The organism is Enterobacter sp. Lyrl_3 (assembly GCF_051948675.1).
Classification (GTDB): Bacteria; Pseudomonadota; Gammaproteobacteria; order Enterobacterales; family Enterobacteriaceae; genus Enterobacter; species Enterobacter cloacae.
Map to the genome: position 1 here is coordinate 1 of NZ_JAYJLI010000051.1, position 1,481 is coordinate 1,481.

The window sequence follows — 1,481 nt, forward strand, 5'->3', positions numbered from 1 at the left end:
CCGTTCGGGTCCAGTGCGTTCAGATGGGAATCTCCGGAGCCTGCCGCCACTAAAGACGCCGCCACCCCGTCCGAGAAGTAGTTGTCGGTCATAAGAATGCCCTTTACGCCAGCGGTCTCCATCTCGGACACTTCGCCGCCGCGGTTGCCTTTCGCGGATTCTGACTGAGTGAGGGTTGCCCCTGTCGGATCGATAAACTCGACTGATTGCGTGGCACCGCTGGTCGCTGCAGCATCCGCGTACAGTGTTGCTTTCGCTACGGTCGGCGTGAAGCGCCAGTAACCACCGTTGGTAGAGCCCGTGACCGCCTTCAGGAAGGTGCGGGTTCCAACAGGAGACACATCGTCAATGGCTGTGCTCAGTTTCAGGCTATCCAGCCTGCAGCCCGCGCCCCCCTTAACCGCCACCAGGATTTCCGGCGGAGTAGCCAGTGTTGCAGCATCGACCGTCATCGTGCTGCCGCTGGCCGCCGTGCGCGTCCAGTTAGCCACAAAGTCGCGGGAGCCGGTTGGCAGAGTCACATCCAGGTCGCAGGTGTTCTCTGAAATTACATGGATGTTGTTAGAAAAGTCAGCTGACACCGGTTCGGCCTGAGCCACATTTATGTAGCCCAGGGAGCCGGCAGCCATTGCCGCCGACATGGCCAGGGCGCTCATGTTTTTCTTCATAATAAACTTCATATTTTTTACCTTAACTGGTATTGCATTGACATCATCCCTTTATATGGATAAGCATGACGCCACCAAATAAAGAGCCTGTATATACTCAACAAGAGAGTGAGCATTATTTACTTCTTTTACACCTCTCCAGTTGAAGGGTGTAATTATTACTCTGGCATTACACCTGCAGAAACACTGACACCCGGCCCTGGGTAATTAATAAAATCACGCACCGACATATTCGACATTCAAATACTGCATTATTTCCCGCACACAGATAAAACCAGTTCAAAGCTTCACAGGTTAATCACTTAATTACGGCGACACACAACAATGTCGATATCGGTATTTCACCGTTATTACCGCCATGACAATTGCAGGGTAAAATTCGCACTCAAATCACCTTCTGTATTTCGTTGCCTGTCACTGCTTTCCTTTTGCGAGCTGTCATCACTGTGGTGAACCTGCACCACCAGAGGGATGTTCATGACCTCGCCATCCTTCAGGGTGGCATTCATGTCGAACCAGTACTCGCCCTGATTGAGACGGAAGTAGGTATCACCCTGAGCATCCTTTACCAGTGCCGCCGAATCCGGCGACAGGGTCTGCAGGAGATTATCCGCCTGAGCGGTCGCCTTCTGAGGCCCCAGCGTAAAATACATCCGCTGGCTCACCGCACCGTCTTCCTGCCGACGCAATATGCCCCGCTCAGGATGGTCCCCCTGGGCATCCGCCTTAAACTTCAGCCCCAGGCCGTTAAATTCGCACTCACTCAGCTGCAACGTCAGCGTCTGTCGGCTGTCATCACCGCGCGATGCAGAT

General features: G+C 53.5%; 2 protein-coding genes. Both read right to left on the reverse strand.

Annotated features, from left to right (window positions below):
- Positions 1–680 (reverse strand): hypothetical protein (locus tag VF709_RS24775; RefSeq protein WP_440232469.1); only part of this gene is annotated, 680 nt, incomplete at its 3' end.
- A gap of 338 nt (positions 681–1,018) precedes the next feature.
- Positions 1,019–1,481: hypothetical protein (locus VF709_RS24780; RefSeq protein WP_440232470.1), on the reverse strand; the 463-nt coding region annotated here is incomplete at its 5' end.